This window comes from Bradyrhizobium erythrophlei, from assembly GCF_900142985.1.
Classification (GTDB): Bacteria; Pseudomonadota; Alphaproteobacteria; order Rhizobiales; family Xanthobacteraceae; genus Bradyrhizobium; species Bradyrhizobium erythrophlei_B.
Genome location: NZ_LT670849.1, coordinates 3,072,777 through 3,096,551, shown reverse-complemented (window position 1 = coordinate 3,096,551; position 23,775 = coordinate 3,072,777). Strand labels below are relative to the sequence as shown.

Genomic DNA, 23,775 nt, shown 5'->3' with positions numbered 1-23,775 from the left:
TGATCCTCTCCAAGATTTAAGCGTTGCGACATGTGGCGCGGGGCCCGCATCGGAGCGCACGTCACTTGCACGTTGATGCGATTGTTAGGACGGCGGCCGCCGGCGCTGAATGATCAGGAGGCTGGACTTCTTGCCCGAGCATCCTGATTGTGCGGCCCGGCCGGTCGTATTCCCTGACGCCAGGCTGACGGCGGCACGCCCATCATCCGCTTGAAGGAGCGGCTGAACGCGGCTTCCGACTCATAACCGATCTCGGACGCGATGGCCGCCATGTTCATATTGCGGCGATCCAGCATTTCTGAAGCGACCTGCATTCGCCATTGCGCGAGATACTGCATCGGCGGCACGCCGAGCAATTGCACAAATCGCTCCGCGAACACGCTGCGCGACGACCCGCATTGCCGGGCAAGGCCCTCGATGGTCCAGCTGAAGGACGGCCGCGCGTGAATCAGCGCCAGCGACTTGCTTACCGTCGGATCGCGCAAGCCGGCGAGCCAGCCGGTCTTCTGCGGCGGCAAGGTTTCGATGTAACGCCGCACCACGTCGATGAACATCAATTCGCTGAGCTTCGTCAGCACGCTTTCACTGCCGGCGCGCTTGTCGGCGACTTCGGCGACCGCAAAATGGATGAACTGGCCGAGCCAGCCGGTGTCGTTGCGGCGCGGGTCACCGGCCTTCAACATCGGCGGCAGCGCGCCGATCAACGGATTGAACGGGCGCGAGTCGCAGGCGAGATAGCCGCAGACGATCTTGGCGGAAGCCTCGCCCCCATTTGCGAGGTTGACGTGGAATGGAAGGCGGCCCGCATCGGCCAGGTCGAAGAAATCGGCAGTCGGCGGCTCGGCCCGCATGCCGGCGTTGCTCGACATGATGTGCGGGTCGGCGTTGGTGAAGACCACGACCTCGCCGGCTTCGAGCGGAATCGTCTCGCCGCCGACCAGGCTCGCGTAGCACCGGCCGGCGGTCACGACGTGATAGGCGATGAGATGATCGGCGCCTGGCAGCACCCTGGGCAGGATCAAATCCTTTGCCGGCGAATGGACCGACCAGGGCTCTTGCGCGACCACGTCGAAGTAGGTGGCGCCGGTGAGCCGCACGGTCTTCAACACATCTGACAGGGCATCTTCCGCCATAACCTGATTTTACCGGCCCTCGATCTCATTCGCGTATGCCATTTCGTCGCAAGGCGCGGCGATCGGTTCGATCGGCCGCCAAGGCACGGTGCGAATCGGGACGCCCGATCAAGCAATCCGGACGCCCGAGCAAAAGGCGCCGTGGCGTTCAATCAGCGATCGCAAAGCCGGGAATCAAACGGCCGGAAGCTCGATCAAGAGATACGAACGCGCGATCATTCTGTTCGACACGAAAGGCAGGCAAAAGAAGCGCATGAGCACGTCGTCGACGTGAGAAACCGGAGATTGAAGAAATGATCACGCACAAGGGCAATTGCTTCTGCGGGGCCGTGGAGCTTCAGGTGCAGGGCGAACCGGAAGGCATGGGCTACTGCCATTGCTCGTCCTGCCGATCCTGGTCGGCCGCGCCGGTGAACGCCTTCACGCTGTGGAAGCCGCAGAACGTCCGCCTCACCAAGGGCGCGGAGTATCTCGGCAAGTTCATGAAGACGCCGGCGAGCCACCGTCAATATTGCAAACGATGCGGCGGACATCTGATGACCGACCATCCGGAGCTTGGGCTGGTGGATGTCTACGCTGCCACCATTCCGACCCTGAAGTTCACGCCCGGTGTGCACGTCAACTATTCGCAGACCGTCCTGCCGATGAAAGACGGGCTTCCGAAATTGAAAGACTTTCCGGCGGAAATGGGAGGCTCCGGCGATGTCGTTCCCGAGTAGCGCCGTCACGCATCGGCAAATTGTCCTCTTCTGCGCGAGGCTTTTCGTCCAATGCGTGTTGGGATGGTCGACTTCTCAGATCGGCATCGACGAGGCGAAGTTCCGGCACCACGCAAGCGATCAATTGGTCGCTCGCCATGAAGCGGCCGAAGCCGGTTCCTCATTTAAGAAATGGAAACCATATCAAACTGTCTGAAAATTCTCAGTGAACCTTCGGCCGTCCCGCGGGTCATTCTGCGGGAGGGCCCGACATGACCATTCATAGCCACGTCAGACAGGAACAGGTTCGGCTCGCACGCTATCGCGATCTGGAACGAGAGGTAACGGATCCTCTCGCGCGCTGCCTGCTTCAGATGATCGTCGAGGAACTGGAGGCTGACCTCGAGAAGGCGCGCCGTTGCGTTCAACAAGCTTCGCCGGCTTTCGGCTGATCGCCAACCCAGAACGCCGCTCCTGGTGACAGCGCAGCCCCAGGGCCACAGCGATCGCAAACTTCCGCTGATGACCCGAAGCTGGCGTTCAGACGGGGATAAAATCGCTCGCCATAATATTGACGCTCCGCTCAACGTCAGTCTACTGACGGTGCTGCTGATGCAGAGGGAGCAAAATGGCAAGCGCTACGGTGATGGAGCGTCTGGAAGCGTTTCGGCGGACCAAGCTCTACGACCTGCTCACTGCGGCTCCTGTCATCGCCTGGTTTATCTTCAGCGTGGCGCAGATGCTGCCACCGCTTTCCCAGCGGGCGGCGCTTGTTGTCTTGTTTGTCCGGACCGATCCGTCCGTGCTCCCGGCCTCTCTGGTTTTTCGCACGGTCTCGGAGATCATGACGCTGGTTTTCTTCGCGGTTTTGATCGTGATGTTTGCCGTGCGTTACGTTCCGCAGCGGGGCAATCCGGGAATTTATCCACGCTTTGCCGCCATGGCCGGCACCTTTTCGAGTCTCGGTTTCCTGCTGTTGCCGCCGCAAGAGCTTTCGCCGGCGCTTTACCTGGTCTCGCTCCTCCTGCTTACCGGCGGCACGGTTTTCGCGATTTACGCGATGCTTGTTCTCGGGCGCTCGATCAGTCTTGTGCCGGAAGCGCGGCGGCTCGTCACCAGGGGACCGTATGCGCTCGTCCGCCATCCGCTTTATCTTGGCGAGATGGTCGCGATCGCTGGAATTGCGCTACAGCACCTGTCGGTATGGGCGCTGTTATTGCTGTGTCTCGCATGGGCATTCCAGTTCCAGCGCAGGAAATACGAGGAGCGGGTGCTATTCCAAAGTTTTCCGGAATACGAAGACTACATGGCAAAGACGGCCCGTTTGCTGCCGGGCGTGTACTAGTGGAGTGGATTTGACATTCGCTACCCTGTCGCCCGGAATGTGTAATGCGAATGTCAAATCCAAAACTCCACTAGAAACCTATATTTGCTAGAGGTCCTTTGATTCTAACATTTGCAAAAGTGCCAGCCAGACCGGGATGCAAATGTTAGAATCGGACCACTAGTCGATCACCCCTGCAAATCCGCGAGGTTCCAAGAGCCACGGCGCCGCTGCGGCTGATTTGCCTGCTCTGTCCAGATCTTCCGCCAAAAAGATTTCGCTTTCGCAGTCGGGCAAATCACCGCTAGAAGCCCGCCCGTCCCGCGCCCGCAAGAGGGGCGTTTCGCGATCGTCACGGACGTTGGGCCGCGGGATGCGGTGGACGCCTTTGCGCCGTCAAGACGAGCGGTGCGAAGGCGGACGGCGAAGTCGTGTGGTCCTGATCTCTCGACGCCGAGATCAAATTGGCGAGAACATCCGCCGATGACGGTGACAAGAAAGCCCGATCACCGGGGAGAGCACGAAGCAAGCCGTTAAAACCATTCGCGTGCGGGAATGCCGGGTTTGTCCGGTGCGACCGTGGTGACTAACTCGTGTGCTTATTATTTCGCACGCGAGGCTACGGGCGCAACAGGCGCCCGGCATTCCCGCGCGCCCTCTTTACTTACAAAGGGCCAATGGATCATGCATGGCTCGGGTGCGCCAGCGCCGCGAGGACGAGATGTCTGTGCTTGAACGGCACCGTGGGATTCCTGCTATGATGTCGCCAACCGACAAACGGAGGACCCCATGAGCTGGCAGCCTTCTCGCGATCCCGTGCTCGGCGATCCCACGTCCTGCGACGCGCTGGAACTCGTCATTGTGCCGCGCACCCGCGACCTCGGCGACGGATTCGAGGTGCGCCGCGCGCTACCGCACGGCAAACGGCAGATGGTCGGCCCTTTCATTTTCTTCGATCATTTTGGGCCGGTGCAGTTCGTGTCGGGCAAGGGCATGGACGTGCGCCCGCATCCGCACATCGGGCTTGCCACCGTCACCTACCTGTTCGACGGCAGCATCATGCACCGCGACAGCGAGGGCAACGCCATCGAAATTCAGCCCGGTGCCATGAACCTGATGACGGCGGGCCGCGGCATCGCCCATTCCGAGCGCACGCCCGACATTCAGCGCAAGAGCGGCCAGCAGATGCTGGGCTTGCAAAGCTGGATCGCGCTGCCCGCCGGCAAGGAGGAGATCGCGCCGACTTTCCAGCATTATGCGGCGACCGACCTGCCGGTCGTGAGCGATGGCGGCATCTCCGCACGCATCATCGCGGGCAGCTCGTTCGGCGCGACCTCGCCGGTCACGATGGTCTCGCCCTGGTTCTATGTCGAGGTGACGGCGCGAGAGGGCACCAGCGTGCCCCTCGATGCGGATCACGAGGAGCGCGCCATCTATCTGGTCGACGGTGAGGTTGAAATCGCCAACGAGCGTTACGAAGGCCCGCGCCTGTTGGTGTTCCGCCCCGGCGACCGCATCACCGTGAAGACGTTGAAGCCCACGCGGATGATGTTTCTCGGTGGAGATGCCCTCGAAGGCCCGCGTCACATCTGGTGGAACTTCGTCTCCTCCAGTAAAGAGCGGATCGAGCAAGCCAAGCAGGACTGGAAGTCCGGCCGCTTTGCGCCCGTTCCCAACGAGCACGAGTTCATTCCGCTGCCGGAGTGAACCAGCTACCGCCTTCGAAAGTAAGAAAACATGACCACCATGCTTGCGAGCGACCTGCCTCTCCCACGGATCGGGCGCGGCAAAGTTCGCGACATCTATGCGGTCGGCGACGATCGCGTGCTGCTCCTGACCACCGATCGCATTTCGGCCTTCGACATCGTGATGGCGGAAACCATTCCGATGAAAGGCGCGGTGCTCACGCAAATCAGCGCCTGGTGGTTCAAGCAGCTCGAAGGCACCGTACCGCATCACATGATCAGCGCCGATGCCGATACGATTATCCGCGAGGTGCCGGCCCTGAAAGATCATCGCGCCTCGCTGGTCGGCCGCGCGATGCTGTGCCGACGCACGACAGTCTTTCCCATCGAATGCGTCATCCGTGGCTACCTCTCGGGCTCGGCCTGGAAGGAATATGCCACGCACGGCACACTCGCCGGCGAAAAGCTCGCCCCAGGACTTCTGGAAAGCGACAGGCTGGAGCCCTCGATCTTCAGCCCGGCCACCAAGGCTGAAACCGGCCACGACGAAAACATCACCGTGAGCCGGATGCGCGAGATCGTCGGCGCAGACGTGACCCAAACACTCGAAAGCATGACCCGCGCGATCTACGCGCGCGGCGAAAAGACCAGCCGCGAACACGGCATCATCATCGCCGACACCAAGTTCGAGTTCGGCCGCGGCGCCGACGGGGCGATCATCCTGATCGACGAGGTCATGACCCCGGACAGCTCGCGGTTCTGGGCGGTCGACGCCTACCGACGAGGCCAGCCGCAACCGAGCTTCGACAAGCAGCCCTTGCGCGACTATCTCGACGCCGAGCGCCGCGCCGGCCGCTGGAACGGCGAAGCCCCGCCGCCGCCATTGCCCGCGAGTGTCGTGGACGCGACCAGCAAGCGCTACCTCGAAGCCTACCGCCGCGTTACCGGCAGCGACCTCAAGATATGACCGGACAGGTGGAGTACGAGCTTCGGAAAGCGGGCACCGGGCTGCCGCTGCGCGTCGTTCTCAAGGATATTCTCGGCGGCGGCGCGGCCAGCGTTCTCACCGTCACCTTCGGGCTGTCCTATTCGCTTCTGATCTTTGGCGGATCGCTTTCGCCCTATCTGTCCTACGGCGTTGCCGCGACCTTCATTGCATCCGCCATCCTTGCCGGCGTGATTGCGGTCGGCAGTTCGCTGCCGTTTGCGATTTCGGGACCCGAAAGCTCGACCGCCGCGATGACCGGCATTCTCGCCTCTTCCATGGTGGAGCGCATGCTGGCGGTTGATCCGTCGGCGCCGGTGCTTCCCGCCGTCCTGATCACGCTTGCCGTCACGACGATCCTGACCGGCGTCGTGCTGTGTTGTTTCGGAATGACGCGCATGGGCCGCGCGATCCGTTACGTGCCCTATCCCGTGGTCGGCGGCTTTCTCGCGGCGACCGGCTGTCTCATTCTTCTCGGCGCGGTCCGCGTCATCACCGGACACTCCCTGGAATTCGCGACGCTCTCTCACTTCAGCGATCCTCTCACCTTCGAGAAGCTCGCGGCCGCCTGCGCCATGGCGGTCGTTCTCTACATGACATGGCACCGCTCGCGCTCCACGTTTGGATTACCGGTCATCCTTATCGGCGGCATCGTGGCGGCGCATGTCGTGTTCTGGCTCTCCGGCCTGTCGGCGGCGGACGCGCAGGCCGCCGGCTGGACCTTCGAGCCGCCACCGAGCGTGACCATCATGCTGCCGTGGACCGTCGAGGGCCTGTTCCATTATCCCTGGAAGATCCTGGCCGAGCTTTCGGGCAACCTGATTGCGGTGATATTCGTCACGGCCTCGTCGGCGCTCTTCAACACCACCGGCGTCGAGGTTGCGACCAATCGCGAAGCCAATCTCGAGCGTGAGCTCAACGTCACCGGCATTGCCAACGTGATCTCCGGCCTCCTCGGAGGTTATACCGGCTGCATCTCGATCAGCCGCACCGTCCTCAACTTCAACGCCGGCGGCACCGGCCCGCTGGCCGGACTCACGGTCGCTGCGATTTCGCTGCTGATGCTGATCTTTGCGCCGACGCTGCTCGGCTATATGCCGAAGTTCGTGCTCGGCGGCCTTTTGATCTATCTCGGCGCCGACGGGCTCCATAAGTGGATCGTCCAGTCGCGACGCCGGCTGTCCTTGACCGACTATATCTCGCTGCTCGTCATCGTCGTCATTATCGTCGAGTGGGGCTTCATCGCCGGCATCCTGATCGGCGTCGTCATCGGCTGCACGACGTTCGCGCTCAGCGCCTCGCGCATCGATTCCATCAAGTTTTCATTCGACGGCTCCGAGTACCGCAGTTCGCTCGACCGCTCCCGCGAGCAGCTTTCCATTCTTGCCGCGCATGGCGGCTCGATCCAGGGACTGAACTTGCAAAGCTACCTGTTCTTCGGCTCGGCCAACCGCCTCTATCAGCACGTCAAGGCGCTGCTCGCGCGACACCCGGAATGCCGGTTTCTGGTGTTCGACTTCAAGCTCGTCACCGGCGTCGATTCCTCCGCGGCCTACAGCTTCGCGCAGATCAAGCGCGCCGCGACCGAACGCGGCATCCGTCTGGTGCTGGTTCATTTGCAGGCGGCGACGGAAAAGGGGCTGCGCTCGAGCGAGTTCATCTCGCGCGACGTCAGCATCATGCCCGAGCTCGACCACGCGCTGGAGTGGTGCGAAAACGAAATCATAGCGCAGCACGAAGGCCGTGGCGACGAAGAGGCCTCGTTGCGGGACTGGTTCGTTCGCATCCTCGGCTCCGAGGAGGAAGCGACCGAGCTGATCCATCGCTGCGAACGGCTGGAGGTCGGCGCCGGCGACGTCATCGTGCGTGCGGGCGATGCGGCCGACTCCATGCACTTTATTCTCGACGGCCGCGTCGGCGTCATGATCCCGACCGGCGATGGCGAGCTGACGCGGGTGCGAAGCCTCGGCCGCTATACGACCATCGGGGAAATGGGACTGGTGTCGCGCACGCCGCGTAACGCCACCATCCAGGCCGAGGTCGCCAGCGTGCTCTATGTCCTCAGCGCCAGCCAGTTCGAAGCGATCAAGACCGAGAGCCCCGTGCTGAGCCAGAAATTGCTGACGTTTTTCGTCCTCGTCATGGCCGAACGGCTGACTTTCGCCAACCGCCTGATCGGCGTACTCCGGCGCTAGCGAGCCAAAGGAGCGCGTTGAGAACTCGTCACGGGCGGCCTATGATCGCCACACATATCCGGCTTCAGTTCTTCGGTTGAAGGGGAACATGCATGCGCAAGATTCTCTTGGCTACGATCCTGGCGGTTGCGGGCTCCTCGCCTGTTACCGCGCAAGACGAGGTGGACCAGAAGTTCGGCAAGGTTCACTTCGCGACAACCTGCAACGACGTCGCTCAGCGCCGGTTCGACCGCGCGATGCGCTATCAGCATTCGTTCTGGTACGCCGAATCCAAGGAGATCTACGAAGAGGCCATCAAGGCCGACGGCGAATGCGCCATCGCCTATTGGGGCATTGCGCTGTCGCTGTTGAATAACCCGCATGGCGCGATCCCGGCACCTAATTTGCCGCTCGGGCTAGCCGCCATCGAGAAGGCCAAGGCGGTCAATGCGAAAAGCGAGCGCGAACGCGATTACATCGACGCGCTGTCGGTGATGTATGTCGATTACGACAAGATTCCGCAGCAGGCGCGGGTGCAATCCTATCTGAAGAAGATGGAAGCGCTCGCCGGGAAATATCCGGACGACGACGAAGCGCAGATTTTCTACGCCATTACTTTGAATGTAGCGGCCTCGCCCGCCGACAAGACCTACGCCAACCAGCTCAAGGGCGCGGCCATTCTGGAGCCGATCTGGCAACGCCAGCCGCAGCATCCGGGCGTCGCCCACTATCTGATCCACCTCTATGACTATCCGCCGATCGCTGTCAAGGGCCTGCCGGCGGCGCTGCGCTATTCAAAGATCGCGCCGAATGCGGCGCACGCCCAGCATATGCCGTCGCATATCTTCACCCGCGTCGGCTACTGGAAGGAATCCATTGCCGCCAACAAGGCTTCGGTCGAGGCGGCCAAGATCAGCCGCGAAGGTGGCGAGCAGCTTCATGGCGAGGACTACATGGTCTACGCCTATCTGCAACTCGCCGACGATGACGACGCGCGCAAGGTGATCGACGCCATTGGAGCCATGACGCCCGATCCGGATTCCTTTGCCAGCGCATTCTCGCGCGCGGCCGCACCTGCCCGCTATGTGTTCGAGCGCGGCGACTGGAAGGGCGCGGCCAACCTCGACGTCAAGCCGAACAAGTTTCCGCAGGCGATGGCGATTTCTCATTTCGCCCGCGCGATCGGTGCCGCGCGCTCCGGCGACGCGGCCGCGGCGCGCATCGATGCAGCCAAGCTTGTCGAACTTCGCGACCAGCTGCGCGCCTCGAAGAGCGATTACTGGGCCGGACAGGTCGATGTTCAGGTCCAGGAGGCGAACGCCTGGATCCTTTATGCCGACGGCAAGCCGGACGAGGCGCTGAAGGCGATGGCCGCCTCGGCCGACGCAGAGGACAAAACCGAGAAAGCACCGGTCACCCCCGGACCGCTGGTGCCGGCGCGCGAACTCTACGGCTTCATGCTGCTCGATCACGGCATGGCGAAAGAAGCGCTGGCGGCATTTGACGCCACCAAGGCCAAGGAGCCGAACCGCTTCAACGGCTACGCTGGAGCGGCACAGGCCGCGCAGGCGCTCGGCGATACGGCAACGGCGAAAGCCAATTATGAAAAGCTGCTCGCGCTCACCGCAGGCTCGAACTCCGATCGGCCGGTGCTCGCAACGGCTCGAACCTTCGTGGCAAGTAATTGAGAATGAGCCGAAACGCCTTCATCGCGACGGTGCTGGGGCTTGCGCTCGGCGCGCTCGCGGGGTTGTCGGCGTTTTTCGCCTGGCCGATGCTGGTCACGAGCCAGGCACTGACGCCGCCGAGCCATCCGAAATTTACCGAAGTGCGATGGCCATTTCCGACCGACGAGTGGGGCGAGGGCAAGGCGTTTCGATGCGAAAAGGCCGATTGCGGCGCTGAAGTGAACGTCTACATCCGCGCCAAGATCGGCTTTTGCAATTGCCTGACCGGCGTCTCCGACGACGCCGAGCTCGATCGTTTGAGCGACTTTAATCTGATGGGCGGCAAGCCCGCGGTGCTGGGCACGGGCCACGAAATCAAGATCGCCTGGATGAAAGGCCGCAGCCGCGCCTACGCCGTCGCCGAGCCCTACCACGCGCCGGGCTCGGTGCTGGCGATCGCCTTCAACGACCGCTGCGATGCGATCGTCGCGACCGCGACCGTCGCGCATGACCGTCCCACGACGCTGGAGCCCAGCGTGATCGCTTTCCTCAACAGTGAGGCCGTCGTGCACTGGGCCGAGGTCACGCTGGGACTCTAGCGCCTAAGCGACTCGGATATCATGCGATGATGGAAGCGTCAGACGCCCGCCATCATCACGTATTTGATCTCGAGATATTCATCCATGCCGTGATGCGAGCCCTCGCGGCCAAGGCCGGATTCCTTGACACCGCCAAAGGGAGCGACCTCGGTCGTGATCAGGCCGGAGTTGACGCCGACCATGCCCGACTCCAGCGCTTCCGCCACCCGCCAGACCCGGCCGAGGTCGCGGGCGTAGAAATACGACGCCAGGCCGAACGGCGATTTGTTGCACATTGCGATCACGTCGGCTTCGTCCTTGAAACGGATGACGGCCGCGAGCGGCCCGAAGGTTTCCTCGCGCGACACCAGCGCGTCCGGCTTCACATCGGCAAGCACGGTCGGCTCGAAGAAGGTGCGGCCAAGCGAATGGCGCTTGCCCCCGGTCACGACCTTGGCGCCGCCCTTGACGGCGTCCGCGATATGCCGCTCGACCTTGTCGATCGCTTCCATATTGATCAGCGGCCCTTGCACCACGCCCTGCTCGGTGCCGTCGCCGATCTTCATTGCCGCGACCTTCTTCGACAGCTTCTCGACGAACTGATCGTAGATCTTGTCCTGGGCATAGAGACGGTTGGCGCAGACGCAGGTCTGGCCCATGTTGCGGTACTTCGAGACGATTGCGCCCTCGACCGCCGCGTCGATATCGGCGTCGTCGAACACGACGAACGGCGCGTTGCCGCCAAGTTCGAGCCCGAGCTTTTTCACGCCGACCGCGGCCTGTTTGTAGAGAATCTTGCCGACCTCGGTCGAACCGGTGAAACCGACAAAGCGCACAGCCGGATGCTCACACAGCACAAGCCCGATCGGGGGCGCATCGCCTGTAATCACGTTGAATACGCCCTTCGGCACGCCCGCCTTCTCGGCGAGCGCCACCAGCGCCAGGGCCGAAAGCGGCGTTTCATTGGCGGGCTTGAGCACCACTGTGCAACCCGCAGCCAGCGCCGGCGATACTTTGCGGGTGATCATCGAGTTCGGGAAATTCCACGGCGTGATCGCGCCGCAAACGCCGATCGGCTGCTTGATCGCCAGAAGACGCGCATCGCCGCGCTGGGTCGGAATGGTCTCGCCGTAAACGCGGCGCGCCTCTTCGGCAAAGAACTCGACATAGGCGCCGCCGATATCGACCTCGCCGAGCGCTTCAGAGAGCGGCTTGCCCTGCTCGGAGGTCAGGATCAGCGCGAGGTCTTCACGGTTGGCGATGATCAGTTCGAACCATTTGCGCAAAATATTCGAGCGCTGCTTGGCGGTGAGCTTTGCCCAGGCCGGGAAAGCCCGCTCGGCGGCCTCGACCGCGCGGGTCGCGTCCGCAGCGCCGAGCTGGGCGACCTTGGCGATTTCAGCGCCGGTTGCGGGGTTGTTCACAGCAAGCTCGGGCTGCCCGACCCAGGTGCCGTCGATGTAGCATTGCTCACGTAGCAGCGACGGGTCCTTCAGATGGTCCCGCAGGTTCGGGGTAGACGATTGCGAGGCGCGGGCGGCAGCGGTCGGGGTCATGGCGTTGCTCCTGAAATTCTTCTGTAATTGGGCCCTATATAGGCCGGAACCAGCCATGATGCATCGCCCGCACCGAAACGGACGGCATCAAACAAATTTGCAAGCTGGATTCGGGATCGCGCCGCCTGGTGCCGAGCGGCGATCAGGCCGCGCCGCTCAGATAGGTTTCGCGCCGGCCGATCATGCGGTCCGCGGCAGCCTTGGCGTCGGCCTTTGTCGAGGTCGCGCAGGTGCGATATTCGAGATCCGGGGTTTCCGCCGCCGCGCGGCGGCTGAACCAGGATTTGGAGGCCGAAGGCAAAAGCGCCAGCGCCTGGGCCACGTTGTCGACGGCGCCGAACGAGTGCAACGCACCGGTCGCAGCGAAGCGAACTTCGTAGATACCCGGCGTGATCGGCGCTTCGAGGTTTTCGCCACGGCCGGCCCGCGGGTACCGCTTCCATTCGCTCCAGGTCGAAATCATGGGAACTCTCCTCGGGCCCATCCGCCAATCAATCAGTTGATCCGTCAGGTCGCCGAACGCAATATCTAGGCGGCGCTTCTGCTTTGACTAAAACGCAACACCGGAATGCAGATGGCGAAGTCTGGCACAGGGCAGCAGGCGCCATCAATCGGAACCTGCCCACGATGCGGCGAGATTCGTCAAAAATTGTGGCAGCGATGGCGATAGGCCACTGACTATCCCCAACTGGATTCACGCTTGCGGGGGAAAACACCGGGGAGGAAGATCGCAAGCTTCCAAAAAAATAACCTGGAGGAACCCCATGCAAAGCAAAGCTCAGATCGATCAGATATTGCGCCACAAAAGCGATGCCGCGGAAATTCCCGGCGTCGTCGCGGTCGCCGCAAGCGGCGGGGACGTCATTTATCAAGGCGCGTTCGGCAAACGCGACCTCTCGAAGCCTGACGCGATGACGACGGATAGCGTGTTCTGGATCGCCTCCATGACCAAGGCGATCACGGCGGCGGCTGCGATGCAGCTCGTCGAGCAGGGCAAGCTTTCGCTTGATGCGCCGGTCGGCAAGGTATTGCCCGATCTCGCCGCGCCGCAGGTACTCGAAGGTTTGATGCCAATGGCGAGCCGAAGCTGCGGTCCGCGAAAAACGCCATCACGCTGCGCCAGCTCATGACCCACACCGCCGGCTTCTGCTACGATTTGTGGAACGGCGATATGGCAACGTATTTGCAGAAGAAAGGCCTCCCATCAATTACCTCCTGCAAGAACGACGCGCTGAAAACCCCGGTCGCCTCAGACCCCGGCACGCGCTGGGAATACGGCACCAATATCGATTTTGTCGGCAAGGCGGTGGAGGCCGTGAGCGGCAAGAAGCTCGATGCCTACTTGCGCGATCATCTTTTCACGCCGCTTGGCATGAACGACACCGCTTTCAAGATCACGGACTCCATGCGCAAGCGGCTTGTGGCGGCGCACGCGCGCGGAGCGGGTGGCAAGCTCGAAACATTCCCGTTCGAACTCGAGCAGAATCCGGAATTTCACATGGGCGGCGGCGGGCTCTATGGCACCGCCGGCGACTATATCAAGTTCACCCAGATGATCCTCAACAAGGGCCGCGGCAACGGCAATCAGGGGCTCAAGGCTGAAACCATCGACACGATGAGCCAGAACCACATCGGCGACCTCGTGGTGACCAAGCTGGTTTCGGCGATGCCGCCTTACACCAACGACGTCGATCTCTATCCGGGCATGGTCAAGAAATGGGGGCTTTCGTTCCTGATCAACACCGCCAAGACGCCCGAGGGCCGCAGCCCGGGCAGCCTCGCTTGGGCCGGCCTTGCCAATACCTACTACTGGATCGATCCGGCGCGCGACGTCACCGGCGTGATCCTGATGCAGGTGTTTCCGTTTGCGGACGGGAAATGTCTGGAAGCTTTTGCCGGCTTCGAACACGGCGTCTATGACGGACTGGACGCGGCGGGCCAAAAGGCGGCGTGACCCCATTATTTGTTCTTCTCCCCACTGACAGGTGGGGAGAAGAAATGCTGCGTTAAACTGGTAACCCGTTTTGCTGCGCCAGCGCCTTTAGCGACACCTTCGGCCGCGCGCCAATGTGCTGGATGACTTCGGCGGCAGCGAGCGCGCCCAACCGCCCGGCATTCTCGTGGCCAAAGCCGCGCGAAAGGCCGAACAGGAAGCCTGCCGCGAACAGATCGCCGGCGCCGGTGGTATCGACCAGTTTCTCGATCGGGAAGGCCGGTACCGCCTTGACCTCTTGTTTTGACGCGACGACGCATCCCTTCTCGCTTCGCGTCACCGCCGCGAGGCGCACATCGCCGCGCAACTGCTTCAGCGCGGTGTCGAAATCTGCCGTCTGATACAGCGCGTGCAGTTCGGCCTCGTTGGCGAAGACCAGATCGACCGTGTCGGTGCGCATCAGCTCAAGGAACTCGTCGCGGTAGCGGTCGACACAGAAAGAATCCGACAGGGTCAGCGCGACCTGACGGCCCGCCTGATGCGCGATCGCCGCCGCTTTCACGAAGGCTTCCTTGGCGCTCTTCGGGTCCCACAGATAGCCTTCAAGATAGAGGATCGCAGAAGCCGCGACCTGATCGGCATCGATATCGGCCGGCGTCAAATCCTGCGCCGCACCGAGATAGGTGTTCATGGTTCGCTCGCCGTCGCCCGTCACCAGAATATAGGAGCAACCGGTCGCGGGGCCGTCCGCCGCCGGCTTGGTCTCGAAGGTGACGCCGGCGGCACGGATATCGTGCGCGTACAAGCGGCCGATCTGGTCATCCCTGACCTTGCCGACGTAAGCGGCGCGGGCGCCGAGGCTTGCGATACCAACAATGGTGTTGGCCGCCGATCCACCCGACATCTCGGTCGCGACTCCCATGTCCCGATAAATCGCAGCCGCGCGTTCTTCATCGATCAGCGACATGCTGCCCTTGGCCATGCCGTGACGGCTCAAAAAGCCCTCGTCGGTCTGCACCAGGACGTCGAAAATGGCATTGCCGATTCCGAGCACATCGTATTTCGCTGCGGTCATGTATCTGTCCTGACGGGGTGCCTAAGGCTGCTAAAGGGTGGTAGCCGCCTATCATGATCGGTGCGACCGAGGCAAACTCAAATCCGCCCTCTGCTATAGAAAGAGGCCATGATTCGCTCGTTTCTCACGGTTTCGACGGGGACGTTGGCCTCGCGCATGCTTGGCTTTGCGCGCGATGCGATGGTCGCTGCGCTGCTCGGTGCGGGCCCCGTGGCCGATGCGTTTCTGGTGGCGTTTCAGCTCGTCAACGTGGTGCGGCGGTTGCTGACTGAGGGCGCATTGAACAATGCGCTGGTGCCGGCCTGGCTCGCCGTGAAGGAGACGAAAGGCCCGGCGGCCGCGAGCGCCTTTGCCGGCCGCGTGCTCGGCACCATCAGCACGGCGCTGATTGTGATAACCGTCGCAGCCTGCGTGTCGATGTCCGTGATTATCTCGGCCTTGGCGCCCGGCTTTGCCGAAGCCACCCAGGATCTGGCGGTGGATTACGCCCGCTTGATGCTGCCCTATCTCGCTTTCGCAGGTCCCGCCACCGTGACCATGGCGCTGTTGAATGCGCAAGGCCGCTTCGCGCTGACGGCGTTTGCGCCGCTGCTGTTCAATGGCGCCCTGATCGCGGTGATGGTTCTCGTGTTCCTCAAAGGAGGCGACGCGCTTGACGCCGCGCTTGCGCTCGCCGCAACGATCGGCCTGGCCGGATTGCTGCAATTGCTGATCCTTATCCTGCGATCGCGCGGCGACCGTCTCGCGACACCGTTGCGCGTCACCATTGATTCCGAGATGCGCGGCTTCCTCGCCAAGGCCATCCCCGGAATGGTGGCAGGCGCCGGGCCGCAATTGCTGATTGTGGCCGGCGCGATCATCGCATCGGGCTCACCGTCTGCGGTGTCATGGCTCTATTTTGCCAATCGCCTGATCGAACTGCCGCTCGGCATTGTCGGCGTTGCCGTCGGCGCTGTGCTCGTGCCTGAACTTGCGCGGGCCGTGCACACCGAGGATTCGAGCGCGACGACACATGCCCAATCGCGTGGTCTTGAGCTCGCCGTCGGGCTGGCGCTGCCCGCGACACTTGGCTTGATGGCGCTGAGCACGCCGGTGGTGCAGCTCCTGTTTCAGCACGGCGCCTTCAGTTCGACCGATACGGCAGGTACTTCGTCCGCGCTGGTGTGGCTCGCGCTTGGCCTGCCGGCGCAGGTGCTGATCAAGGCGCTGTCGCCGGCGTTCTTTGCACGAGGCGATACGACGACGCCGTTATGGGCCACCCTCAAAGGCCTTGCGGTCGCCATTGCTCTGGCCATCGTGCTCGGCCAATTATTCGGCATCCGCGGCATCGCGGCGGCCATCGCGCTCGGCGCCTGGAGCAGCGCGCTGGACCTGATCCGCAAAGGCCTCGCCGCCTTCGGCTTCTCGATCGACCCGGCCGCGCGCCGGCGGCTGTCGCGGATCGTGGCGGCCGCACTCGCCATGGGAGGCCTGTTATGGCTGTCGGCGCCAGCGGTGCTGAACGCGGGCGGAAACGAAACCGGGTTAATGCATTTCGTCCTGGTGGCGGCGCTGATATCAGCCGGAATCGCGGTTTACGGCCTGTGTCTCGCCTTGTTCGGCGTGCTGCGCTGGCGTGAGGCGATCCATGCGCTCCGCCAAAGCGGGACCTGAGCGCTTGCGCGGTTGAGACTTGCATGGCAATGGACGGCGCGAGGCGTCGTCGGAGACGACGGCGCGAACGATAGATGGCTTTTTCGGAACGCTGATCATGGCGATTGTGGAACGGGTTTTTTCTGGCGTGCAGCCGACCGGTAATTTGCATCTCGGCAATTACCTCGGCGCGATCGTCAATTTCGTGAAACTGCAAGAGACCCATAGCTGTCTCTATTGCGTTGTCGATCTGCACGCGATCACGCAAGGGATCGACGTCTGGGGCGGCCCGGCCGAGCTCGCGCGCAACACGCGCGAAGTGACCGCGGCCTTCATCGCCTCCGGTATCGACCCGAAGAAGCATATTGTGTTCAACCAGAGCCAGGTGACCGGCCACTCCGAACTCGCCTGGATATTCAATTGCGTCGCCCGCGTCGGCTGGCTCAACCGCATGACCCAGTTCAAGGAGAAGGCCGGCAAGGATCGCGAAAACGCGTCGGTGGGACTTTACGATTATCCGGTGCTGATGGCCGCCGACATTCTGTTGTACCGCGCCACCCATGTGCCGGTCGGCGAGGACCAGAAGCAGCATCTCGAACTCGCGCGCGACATCGCGCAAAAGTTCAACAACGACTTCGGCGATTCCGTTCGCGGCCACGGATTCAACGACGGCCTGTTCTTCCCGCAGCCGGAGCCGCTGATCACGGGCCCGGCGACGCGGGTGATGAGCTTGCGCGACGGCACCAAGAAAATGTCGAAGTCCGACCCGTCGGATTATTCGCGCATCAATCTCACCGACGATGCCGACACCATCGCGCAGAAGATCCGCAAGGCCAAGACCGATCCGGAACCGCTGCCGTCGGAAGAAAAGGGTCTGGAGAGCCGCCCCGAAGCCGACAACCTCGTTGGCATCTTTGCCGCGTTATCAGGCCGTACAAAAGCCGACGTGCTCGGCGAATTCGGCGGCGGACAGTTTTCCAGCTTCAAGAATTCGCTGGTCGAGCTCTGCGTCGCAAAACTTGCGCCGATCGCCTCCGAGATGAAGAAGCTGGTCGCCGATCCCGGCCATGTCGACGCCATCCTGATCGATGGTTCCGACCGGGCGCGCGCGATCGCCGATGAAACCATGAAGCTCACGCGCGACATCGTCGGCTTCATTCGGAAGCGCTAGTCCGGCTTTGTAAAATTTGTAAAGAAATGCCGCGACGCACACTAGCTCGCCGTCCGGCCCGCTTGTCGCGGATGGCCACGCCATGGCAGCATGCGTCCGGTCTGGTTCAGCACCGGGACATGCATGACCACCCAAAGACGCAGCTACGAGACGGGTCACAAGCCGAAATGCCTGGTCATCGTTGACGACACCGCGGAATGGGATCGCGCGGTTCGCTACGCAAGCCGCTGGGCGATCCGCGCCGGCGGCGGCGTGGTGATGCTTCGCATCATCGAGATCGAAGACCAGAATCAGCAATGGCTGGGTGTTGCCGACATCATGCGCGCCGAGGCCATGGAAGACGCCAACGCCGCGCTCGATCGCGCCTCGGGCCGCGCCAACGGCATCGCTGCGATCACGCCCGAACGGGTGATCCGCGAGGGCGACCCGACCGAGCAGGTGATCGACGTGATCGAAAAGGATGTCGACATCGCCATGCTGGTCCTGGCCGCCAATGCCGGCCCCGAGGGCCCGGGACCGATCATCACGGCGATGGCCAATGCGGTCGGGACCTTCCCGATCCCCATCGTGATCGTGCCCGGCGGCCTGAGCGATACGGAAATCGACGCGCTTTCTTAGGCACTTAGGCTAGTTTTGGGGTGGATTCCCACCCTTGACCGTGCGTTCTAGATCGCCATTTGATAGAGAGACCTCACACGCCGGCCTTTAACCGGCGATGCCGGAGATTTTCATGTTTATCCAGACCGAAGCCACGCCCAATCCCGCCACCCTGAAATTCATTCCTGGCCGTACCGTGCTCGACAGCGGCACCATGGAATTTGCCAATCGCGAGGCCGCAACACGTTCGCCACTCGCCGAAAAACTGTTTGGCGTGCCTGGCGTCACCAGCGTGTTTTACGGCTCGGATTTCGTCACCGTCACCAAGGACGACAGCGACTGGCAGCACCTGAAGCCGGCGATCCTCGGCGCCATCATGGAGCACTACATGTCGGGCGCGCCGTTGCTGGCCGACGGCAGCGCCGGCAGCGATGAGGCAACCGACGAAGCGGATGAGTTTTTCAACGAGGCCGATGCTGAGACCGTCGACATGATCAAGGACCTGATCGAGACGCGGGTGCGGCCGGCGGTCGCCAACGACGGCGGCGATATCACGTTCCGCGGCTTCAAGGACGGTATCGTCTACCTCAACATGAAGGGTTCGTGCGCCGGCTGCCCCTCCTCCACCGCGACCCTGCAGCACGGCATCCAGAACTTGCTGCGGCACTTCGTGCCCGAAGTGGTCGAAGTGCGGCCGATGTGAGAGACGGATGGCGGATCAAAAATCGCGCGTCAGATCTTACCCTCGGTTGACCCGCCGCGCTTTGCGATTTGCCCTTCCATGCTGATCCTCGCCATCGATACGGCGCTTGATGCCTGCGCCGCCGCGGTGCTCGACACCGAGGCCGGTAAACTGATCGCCCAGGAATCCCAGGCCATGAAGCGCGGCCATGCGGAAGCGCTGATGCCGCTGATCGGGCGCGTGATCGCCGCATCAGGCACCGCTTTCACCAGCCTCGGCCGCATCGTCGTCACCACCGGTCCCGGAAGCTTTACCGGGCTCCGTGTTGGTCTGTCGGCGGCTCGCGGCATCGCGCTCGCCGCCAATATTCCCGTGGTGGGCGTCACGACGCTGGCAGCCTATGCGGCGCCCATCGTCAGCCAGAATCTCGAACCTCCCGTGGTTTCCGCCATCGATGCACGCCATGACCACGTTTATCTTCAGGTCGTCAGCGGTAACGGAAGCGCGCTGGTGAGGCCGCGCGTGACACCGATCACGGAAGCGCTCAACGCCTGGCGCTTCGGCGCACCGCATATCGTCGGCAATGCCGCCCCCCTTCTGGCCGAGCGCTGGCCGTCACACGCGGTTCCCCCGGTCAAGGTCGATCCGCAAGCCGCGCCTGACATCGCATGGGTCGGATGGTTAGGGGCCGCGGTCAGTCCGAATACGGCGCCCGCGCGTCCGTTTTATCTGCGGGCGCCCGACGCCAAGCCGGCCAAGGAACTTGCAGGCGCCGCGCCGCCGGCTTCGCCATGATGGCGTGGCTCTCCGAATTATGGAGCAGCCCGCAGGCGGTGGTCGAACCGGCGACGTTGCGCGATGCAGCAGCGCTGTCCCAGATCCATGGCGCTTCTTTTCACCGCGGCTGGGGTGAGAGCGAATTCGAAACCATGCTCACGGAACGCAACACGATGGTTCATCGCCTGAGACTGGGCCGGAAAACCATCGGTTTTTCGGTGTCGCGGATGGCTGCGGACGAAGCCGAGATCCTGTCGATCGCAGTTGCCGAATCCCATCGCGGCCGCGGGCTCTCGAACAACCTGCTGTTGACCCATTTGGGTCACCTCGCCGGCCGGGGCATCCGGACGGTGTTTCTGGAAGTGGAAGAAAATAACCAGCCGGCCCGCCGACTTTACGGACGGGCCGGATTTGGCGTCGTTGGACGCCGTGAACGCTATTACCGGCAAAGCGGCGGGGAAGCGCTGGATGCGCTCTTGATGCGGCGCGACTTGTCGTGACATCTAGTGGTCCGAATCTAACGTCAGAACGTGATATGATGATCGACGAGAGCGGCAAAACTGTCCTGGTAACATCCGGCAAATGACCACACTGAAGCCCAATCCCGCGCTTGCTGCCACCGGCATCGAGGCGCGTTGTGCCGCCACCGGCATGCGCATGACCGAGCAGCGGCGCGTCATCGCGCGCGTACTGGCGGAAGCGGAGGATCATCCCGACGTCGAGGAGCTCTATCGCCGCTGCGTCGCGGTCGACGACAAGATCTCGATTTCGACGGTCTATCGCACGGTCAAGCTGTTCGAGGATGCCGGCATTATCGAACGGCATGATTTTCGCGAAGGCCGCGCCCGCTACGAACAGATGCGCGACAGCCACCACGATCATCTGATCAACCTGCGCGACGGCAAGGTGATCGAGTTCACCTCGGAGGAGATCGAGAAGTTGCAGGCCGAAATCGCCCGCAAGCTCGGCTATCGCCTGGTCGATCACCGGCTGGAACTCTACTGCGTTCCGCTCGAAGACGATAAATCCTGAAAGCGCGTCAAATCCTGAAGCGCGCCACGCCTTTCCGACCCAACATTTCGGTTCCATGAAGCCACGCAAACTGCACATCAAGTCATACGGCTGTCAGATGAATGTCTACGATGCGCAACGCATGGTGGACACGCTGGCTGGCGAAGGCTTTGTCGAGACCGCAAGCGTGGACGATGCCGACCTCGTCATCCTCAACACCTGTCATATCCGCGAGAAAGCTTCCGAAAAGGTCTATTCCGAACTCGGCCGGCTCCGCGTCGCGAAGGACGAAGCGGCACGCGAGGGCCGGCGCATGAACATCGCCGTCGCTGGCTGCGTCGCGCAGGCCGAAGGCCGTGAGATCATCAACCGCGCGCCGGTGGTCGATGTCGTCGTGGGGCCGCAGAGCTATCATCATCTGCCGCAACTGCTCGCCCGCGCCGAAAAAGACGGCCGCGCGCTGGAGACGGAATTTCCGACGGAAGACAAGTTCGCATTTTTGCCGCCGCCGAAGCCGGACAAGATCCGCGCGCGCGGCATCTCGTCGTTCGTCACCATTCAGGAAGGCTGCGACAAGTTCTGCACGTTCTGCGTGGTGCCCTATACGCGCGGCGCCGAGGTTTCACGCCCCGTTGCCAAAATCGTCGACGACGTGAAGCGCCTCGCCGACCACGGGGTTCGCGAAATCACCCTGATCGGTCAGAACGTCAACGGCTATCACGGCGAAGGACCGGACGGCCGGACCTGGTCGCTTGGCACGCTGTTGCGCTACCTCGCCGAAATTCCCGGCATTGTCCGCCTGCGCTATTCGACCAGCCATCCCCGCGACATCGACGAGGCGCTGATCGAAGCCCATCGCGACATCCCGGCGGTGATGCCGTTTGTGCATCTGCCGGTGCAATCCGGCTCGGACCGGATTCTCAGCGCCATGAATCGCAAACATACCGCCGATGATTACCGCCGCGCGGTCGATCGTTTCCGCGCGGTTAGCCAAGACATTGCATTTTCATCGGATTTTATCGTTGGCTTCCCCGGCGAAACCGAGGAAGATTTTCAGGCCACCCTCGCTCTGGTCACACAAATCGGGTACGCTGGCGCCTATTCGTTCAAGTATTCGCCTCGGCCCGGCACGCCGGCGGCGGACATGCAGGAGATGGTGTCAGCGGACGAAATGGACGAGCGATTGGCGCGGCTTCAGGAATTGATCGACAGCCAGCAATCGGCCTTCAACAAGGCCGCGATTGGGACCACCGTCGATGTGTTGTTCGAGCGCGCGGCACGCAATCCGGGCCAGATCGTTGGCCGCACCGCTTATCTTCAGCCGGCACATGTGATGGCGGGCGAATCGATCATCGGACAGGTGCTGCCGGTTCGCATCGACAGCCTCGAGCGCTACAGCCTGCTCGGCGAGCTCGCCGGCCCGCTGCCGACGCTGGCGCCTTCCGGCACCCAGCCCTCCATCAATTCCTCTGAAACGCGAATGGGAGCCTGAACCCTTGCCAAAAAGCGCATCGGATTCGCCTTCACTCGTTCCCAACCGTAGCCGCGACATGCAAGTTCCGCCCGAGACCCAGTTCGTCATCGACTTCGACGACAACCGCGCCGCCTCCGCGCTGGTTGGACCTTACGGTCAGAACCTGGCGCTGATCGAGCGGCGGCTCGGCGTCGTCGTCGATTCGCGCGGCAATCACATCACGGTGGCTGGGTCGCGCGACGGCTGCGATGCGGCGCGACGCGTACTCGAAACGCTGTATGCGCAGGCGGTGAAGGGACAGGATGTCGACCAGGGCGAAGTCGAAGGCGCGATCCGCGCCGTGATCTCGCAGGGTTCGCTGTTCGAATTCGATCCGAAGACGGCGAAGTCCTCGTTCGACACCATCAACCTGCGCAAGCGCCCAGTTCGCGCACGCACCGCCGCACAGGATTCCTATATTCGCGCGCTGAAACGCCACGAACTCGTGTTCGGCGTCGGCCCGGCGGGCACCGGCAAGACCTGGCTTGCGGTCGCGCATGCCGCGCAACTGTTCGAGCGTAAAGAAGTCGACCGCATCATCCTGTCGCGTCCGGCGGTGGAAGCCGGCGAGCGGCTCGGCTTCCTGCCGGGCGACCTGCGCGAAAAGGTCGATCCTTATCTGCGGCCAATCTACGACGCGCTATACGATCTGATGGATTCGCGCATCGTCGAGCGCGCGCTGCAGACCGGCGAAATCGAAATCGCGCCGCTGGCCTTCATGCGCGGCCGCACGCTGACCAACGCCGTCATCATTCTGGACGAAGCGCAGAACACCACGTCCATGCAGATGAAGATGTTCCTGACCCGGCTCGGCGAGAACAGCCGCATGATCATCACCGGCGACCCGTCCCAGGTCGACCTGCCGCATGGCCAGACGTCGGGGCTCGCGGAAGCCGTCAAGCTGCTCGACGGCGTGAACGGCATTGCCCAGGTCCGATTCACCGCCGAAGACGTGATCCGCCATGAGCTGGTGGCACGGATCGTGGCGGCTTACGAAGGCTTGCCGCAACGGCCGGCGGCCGACAAGAAGTGACGCCTGGAACAGCGCCTCACCGCCGCATACAGAACTCCGAACCGATGGCACCGTCTGCCCTTCCGATTACCGAAATTCTCGTCGTCGCCGATTGCTGGCAGGCCGAGCCCGGGGCCGAGGCCGTGATCGACCGCGCGATTGCGGCTGCGGCCGAGTTTGTCGCGGCCGATGTCGGCGAGAGCGAGCTTGCGGTCATGCTGACCGACGACGAGGGCATCCGCACGCTCAATTGCAACTGGCGCGGCATCGACAAGCCGACCAATGTATTGTCGTTCCCGGCCCTGCAGCCACAGGGCGCGCGAAAGGCCGGCGATGCGCCACGCATGCTGGGCGACATCGCCATCGCCTATGAAACGACGCGCCGCGAAGCTGACGACGAGCAGAAGCCGTTCGACCATCATCTCAGCCATCTTGCGGTCCATGGCTTCCTGCACCTGATCGGCCACGATCACGAGCAGGACCAGGAGGCCGAAACCATGGAATCGCTCGAGCGCGAGATCCTGTCGCAGCTCGGCATTCCCGATCCCTACGCGGAGCGGAGGGATTAAGGA

The 23,775-nt window shown here is 62.7% G+C and carries 22 protein-coding genes and 1 pseudogene; 19 read left to right on the top strand and 4 right to left on the bottom strand.

Features of this window, described 5'->3' with window-relative positions; translation table 11 throughout:
- Nucleotides 1-113 precede the first annotated feature (113 nt).
- Nucleotides 114-1,133 carry an AraC family transcriptional regulator gene (locus BUA38_RS14420; RefSeq protein WP_072818630.1) on the bottom strand — a complete coding sequence of 340 codons (1,020 nt, stop codon included), beginning with the start codon at nucleotides 1,131-1,133 and terminating at the stop codon, nucleotides 114-116.
- Nucleotides 1,134-1,426: 293 nt separating this feature from the next.
- Between BUA38_RS14420 and BUA38_RS14410 the strand changes: the two genes are divergently transcribed.
- The 8 genes from BUA38_RS14410 to BUA38_RS14375 all read left to right on the top strand — a co-directional run bounded on the left by BUA38_RS14410 (nucleotide 1,427) and on the right by BUA38_RS14375 (nucleotide 10,265).
- On the top strand, nucleotides 1,427-1,852 hold the full coding sequence (locus BUA38_RS14410; RefSeq protein WP_072818626.1) for a GFA family protein: 426 nt from the start codon (nucleotides 1,427-1,429) through the stop codon (nucleotides 1,850-1,852).
- Nucleotides 1,853-2,103: 251 nt separating this feature from the next.
- Nucleotides 2,104-2,283, top strand: a complete 180-nt coding sequence (locus BUA38_RS14405) for a hypothetical protein (RefSeq protein WP_072818624.1) — start codon at nucleotides 2,104-2,106, stop codon at nucleotides 2,281-2,283.
- 176 nt (nucleotides 2,284-2,459) lie between these two features.
- A complete protein-coding gene (locus BUA38_RS14400; RefSeq protein WP_083587578.1) occupies nucleotides 2,460-3,176 on the top strand; it encodes a methyltransferase family protein in 717 nt (238 codons plus the stop codon).
- A gap of 768 nt (nucleotides 3,177-3,944) precedes the next feature.
- Nucleotides 3,945-4,862: a pirin family protein gene (locus BUA38_RS14395; RefSeq protein ID WP_072818620.1), complete on the top strand. Its 918-nt coding sequence runs from the start codon at nucleotides 3,945-3,947 to the stop codon at nucleotides 4,860-4,862.
- Nucleotides 4,863-4,892: 30 nt separating this feature from the next.
- The gene (locus tag BUA38_RS14390) at nucleotides 4,893-5,807 is read left to right on the top strand and encodes a phosphoribosylaminoimidazolesuccinocarboxamide synthase (protein ID WP_072818618.1); all 915 of its coding nucleotides are present in this window, start codon (nucleotides 4,893-4,895) and stop codon (nucleotides 5,805-5,807) included.
- The gene (locus BUA38_RS14385; protein WP_072818616.1) at nucleotides 5,804-8,020 is read left to right on the top strand and encodes an SLC26A/SulP transporter family protein; all 2,217 of its coding nucleotides are present in this window, start codon (nucleotides 5,804-5,806) and stop codon (nucleotides 8,018-8,020) included. The genes BUA38_RS14390 and BUA38_RS14385 overlap by 4 nt, the downstream gene beginning before the upstream one ends.
- A 92-nt stretch (nucleotides 8,021-8,112) precedes the next feature.
- Nucleotides 8,113-9,687: a hypothetical protein gene (locus BUA38_RS14380; RefSeq protein ID WP_072818614.1), complete on the top strand. Its 1,575-nt coding sequence runs from the start codon at nucleotides 8,113-8,115 to the stop codon at nucleotides 9,685-9,687.
- A gap of 2 nt (nucleotides 9,688-9,689) precedes the next feature.
- Complete coding sequence (locus tag BUA38_RS14375) at nucleotides 9,690-10,265, top strand: hypothetical protein (protein ID WP_072818613.1); 576 nt, start codon at nucleotides 9,690-9,692, stop codon at nucleotides 10,263-10,265.
- A 38-nt stretch (nucleotides 10,266-10,303) separates the two neighbouring features.
- On the opposite strand, the gene BUA38_RS14370 is transcribed toward BUA38_RS14375, so the two are convergent.
- Complete coding sequence (locus BUA38_RS14370; protein WP_072818611.1) at nucleotides 10,304-11,800, bottom strand: NAD-dependent succinate-semialdehyde dehydrogenase; 1,497 nt, start codon at nucleotides 11,798-11,800, stop codon at nucleotides 10,304-10,306.
- Nucleotides 11,801-11,942: 142 nt separating this feature from the next.
- Nucleotides 11,943-12,263 (bottom strand): hypothetical protein, encoded by a 321-nt coding sequence (locus tag BUA38_RS14365; protein ID WP_072818609.1) that lies wholly within the window; start codon nucleotides 12,261-12,263, stop codon nucleotides 11,943-11,945.
- Nucleotides 12,264-12,564: 301 nt separating this feature from the next.
- Here BUA38_RS14365 and BUA38_RS14360 point away from each other — a divergent pair.
- Nucleotides 12,565-13,754 (top strand): annotated as a pseudogene (locus BUA38_RS14360) (serine hydrolase domain-containing protein).
- 52 nt (nucleotides 13,755-13,806) lie between these two features.
- Here the strand turns inward: BUA38_RS14360 and BUA38_RS14355 are convergent.
- A complete protein-coding gene (locus BUA38_RS14355) occupies nucleotides 13,807-14,808 on the bottom strand; it encodes an adenosine kinase (RefSeq protein ID WP_072818607.1) in 1,002 nt (333 codons plus the stop codon).
- A gap of 108 nt (nucleotides 14,809-14,916) precedes the next feature.
- On the opposite strand from BUA38_RS14355, the gene murJ reads away from it, so the two are divergent.
- The 10 genes from murJ (at nucleotide 14,917) to ybeY (ending at nucleotide 23,772) form a co-directional block, all read left to right on the top strand.
- Nucleotides 14,917-16,461 (top strand): murein biosynthesis integral membrane protein MurJ, encoded by a 1,545-nt coding sequence (gene murJ, locus BUA38_RS14350; protein ID WP_072818606.1) that lies wholly within the window; start codon nucleotides 14,917-14,919, stop codon nucleotides 16,459-16,461.
- A gap of 97 nt (nucleotides 16,462-16,558) precedes the next feature.
- A complete protein-coding gene (gene trpS, locus BUA38_RS14345; RefSeq protein ID WP_072826119.1) occupies nucleotides 16,559-17,611 on the top strand; it encodes a tryptophan--tRNA ligase in 1,053 nt (350 codons plus the stop codon).
- Between the two features lie 123 nt (nucleotides 17,612-17,734).
- Entirely contained in the window at nucleotides 17,735-18,229 is a 495-nt protein-coding gene (locus tag BUA38_RS14340; RefSeq protein ID WP_072818605.1) for a universal stress protein, read from the top strand.
- Nucleotides 18,230-18,341: 112 nt separating this feature from the next.
- On the top strand, nucleotides 18,342-18,911 hold the full coding sequence (locus BUA38_RS14335) for a NifU family protein (RefSeq protein WP_072826118.1): 570 nt from the start codon (nucleotides 18,342-18,344) through the stop codon (nucleotides 18,909-18,911).
- A 78-nt stretch (nucleotides 18,912-18,989) separates the two neighbouring features.
- On the top strand, nucleotides 18,990-19,685 hold the full coding sequence (tsaB, locus tag BUA38_RS14330; protein WP_072818604.1) for a tRNA (adenosine(37)-N6)-threonylcarbamoyltransferase complex dimerization subunit type 1 TsaB: 696 nt from the start codon (nucleotides 18,990-18,992) through the stop codon (nucleotides 19,683-19,685).
- Nucleotides 19,682-20,167, top strand: a complete 486-nt coding sequence (rimI, locus tag BUA38_RS14325) for a ribosomal protein S18-alanine N-acetyltransferase (RefSeq protein WP_072818603.1) — start codon at nucleotides 19,682-19,684, stop codon at nucleotides 20,165-20,167. The genes tsaB and rimI overlap by 4 nt, the downstream gene beginning before the upstream one ends.
- Before the next feature lie 82 nt (nucleotides 20,168-20,249).
- The gene (locus tag BUA38_RS14320; protein WP_072818602.1) at nucleotides 20,250-20,699 is read left to right on the top strand and encodes a Fur family transcriptional regulator; all 450 of its coding nucleotides are present in this window, start codon (nucleotides 20,250-20,252) and stop codon (nucleotides 20,697-20,699) included.
- A 55-nt stretch (nucleotides 20,700-20,754) separates the two neighbouring features.
- Entirely contained in the window at nucleotides 20,755-22,170 is a 1,416-nt protein-coding gene (gene miaB / locus BUA38_RS14315; RefSeq protein ID WP_072818601.1) for a tRNA (N6-isopentenyl adenosine(37)-C2)-methylthiotransferase MiaB, read from the top strand.
- A gap of 58 nt (nucleotides 22,171-22,228) precedes the next feature.
- Nucleotides 22,229-23,224: a PhoH family protein gene (locus BUA38_RS14310; RefSeq protein ID WP_072818600.1), complete on the top strand. Its 996-nt coding sequence runs from the start codon at nucleotides 22,229-22,231 to the stop codon at nucleotides 23,222-23,224.
- 44 nt (nucleotides 23,225-23,268) lie between these two features.
- Nucleotides 23,269-23,772 carry an rRNA maturation RNase YbeY gene (gene ybeY, locus BUA38_RS14305; protein ID WP_072818599.1) on the top strand — a complete coding sequence of 168 codons (504 nt, stop codon included), beginning with the start codon at nucleotides 23,269-23,271 and terminating at the stop codon, nucleotides 23,770-23,772.
- Nucleotides 23,773-23,775 lie beyond the last annotated feature (3 nt).

Excerpts from the sequence above, each read along its gene's own strand:
- BUA38_RS14390 (WP_072818618.1), top strand. The coding sequence starts at position 4,893 with ATGACCACCATGCTTGCGAGCGACCTGCCTCTCCCACGGATCGGGCGC.
- murJ (WP_072818606.1), top strand. The coding sequence starts at position 14,917 with ATGATTCGCTCGTTTCTCACGGTTTCGACGGGGACGTTGGCCTCGCGC.
- BUA38_RS14395 (WP_072818620.1), top strand. The coding sequence starts at position 3,945 with ATGAGCTGGCAGCCTTCTCGCGATCCCGTGCTCGGCGATCCCACGTCC.
- BUA38_RS14375 (WP_072818613.1), top strand. The coding sequence starts at position 9,690 with ATGAGCCGAAACGCCTTCATCGCGACGGTGCTGGGGCTTGCGCTCGGC.
- BUA38_RS14420 (WP_072818630.1), bottom strand. The coding sequence starts at position 1,133 with ATGGCGGAAGATGCCCTGTCAGATGTGTTGAAGACCGTGCGGCTCACC.
- BUA38_RS14385 (WP_072818616.1), top strand. The coding sequence starts at position 5,804 with ATGACCGGACAGGTGGAGTACGAGCTTCGGAAAGCGGGCACCGGGCTG.
- tsaB (WP_072818604.1), top strand. The coding sequence starts at position 18,990 with ATGCTGATCCTCGCCATCGATACGGCGCTTGATGCCTGCGCCGCCGCG.
- BUA38_RS14410 (WP_072818626.1), top strand. The coding sequence starts at position 1,427 with ATGATCACGCACAAGGGCAATTGCTTCTGCGGGGCCGTGGAGCTTCAG.
- BUA38_RS14355 (WP_072818607.1), bottom strand. The coding sequence starts at position 14,808 with ATGACCGCAGCGAAATACGATGTGCTCGGAATCGGCAATGCCATTTTC.
- ybeY (WP_072818599.1), top strand. The coding sequence starts at position 23,269 with ATGGCACCGTCTGCCCTTCCGATTACCGAAATTCTCGTCGTCGCCGAT.
- BUA38_RS14370 (WP_072818611.1), bottom strand. The coding sequence starts at position 11,800 with ATGACCCCGACCGCTGCCGCCCGCGCCTCGCAATCGTCTACCCCGAAC.
- BUA38_RS14310 (WP_072818600.1), top strand. The coding sequence starts at position 22,229 with ATGCAAGTTCCGCCCGAGACCCAGTTCGTCATCGACTTCGACGACAAC.
- rimI (WP_072818603.1), top strand. The coding sequence starts at position 19,682 with ATGATGGCGTGGCTCTCCGAATTATGGAGCAGCCCGCAGGCGGTGGTC.
- BUA38_RS14365 (WP_072818609.1), bottom strand. The coding sequence starts at position 12,263 with ATGATTTCGACCTGGAGCGAATGGAAGCGGTACCCGCGGGCCGGCCGT.
- BUA38_RS14320 (WP_072818602.1), top strand. The coding sequence starts at position 20,250 with ATGACCACACTGAAGCCCAATCCCGCGCTTGCTGCCACCGGCATCGAG.
- BUA38_RS14405 (WP_072818624.1), top strand. The coding sequence starts at position 2,104 with ATGACCATTCATAGCCACGTCAGACAGGAACAGGTTCGGCTCGCACGC.
- BUA38_RS14335 (WP_072826118.1), top strand. The coding sequence starts at position 18,342 with ATGTTTATCCAGACCGAAGCCACGCCCAATCCCGCCACCCTGAAATTC.
- BUA38_RS14380 (WP_072818614.1), top strand. The coding sequence starts at position 8,113 with ATGCGCAAGATTCTCTTGGCTACGATCCTGGCGGTTGCGGGCTCCTCG.
- trpS (WP_072826119.1), top strand. The coding sequence starts at position 16,559 with ATGGCGATTGTGGAACGGGTTTTTTCTGGCGTGCAGCCGACCGGTAAT.
- BUA38_RS14340 (WP_072818605.1), top strand. The coding sequence starts at position 17,735 with ATGACCACCCAAAGACGCAGCTACGAGACGGGTCACAAGCCGAAATGC.
- BUA38_RS14400 (WP_083587578.1), top strand. The coding sequence starts at position 2,460 with ATGGCAAGCGCTACGGTGATGGAGCGTCTGGAAGCGTTTCGGCGGACC.
- miaB (WP_072818601.1), top strand. The coding sequence starts at position 20,755 with ATGAAGCCACGCAAACTGCACATCAAGTCATACGGCTGTCAGATGAAT.